This window comes from Verminephrobacter aporrectodeae subsp. tuberculatae At4 (assembly GCF_000193225.1).
Taxonomy (GTDB): domain Bacteria; phylum Pseudomonadota; class Gammaproteobacteria; order Burkholderiales; family Burkholderiaceae_C; genus Acidovorax; species Acidovorax aporrectodeae.
This window is the reverse complement of the sequence record NZ_AFAL01000863.1, coordinates 1-223: the sequence shown is the minus strand read 5'-3', so window position 1 is coordinate 223 and position 223 is coordinate 1. Positions and strand designations below refer to the sequence as shown.

Sequence of the window (223 nt, the reverse complement as noted above, 5' to 3'; positions counted from 1 at the left end):
CCGAGTTGCTCCTCCCAGCGCTTGAGCGCGCCCCAGACATGGCGGTACGACAGGTCCAGACTGCGTGCAGCGCCCGAAATCGAGCCCTGCCCGGCGACGGCTTGGAGTAGTTCGGGCAGCGGATTGCGGATGCGTGCATCGCCGGCGTCCCGGCTGAGCGTGTAGTGCAGTTGGACCCTATGCACGGATTTTCCTATCGCTGGATATGGTGCGGGCACATACG

At 64.6% G+C, this 223-nt stretch carries 1 protein-coding gene; it reads right to left on the bottom strand.

Features of this window, described 5'->3' with window-relative positions; translation table 11 throughout:
* Positions 1-185, bottom strand: a 185-nt coding sequence (locus VTU_RS32070; RefSeq protein WP_010109095.1) for a LysR family transcriptional regulator, incomplete at its 3' end; no start/stop codon positions are given.
* Positions 186-223 lie beyond the last annotated feature (38 nt).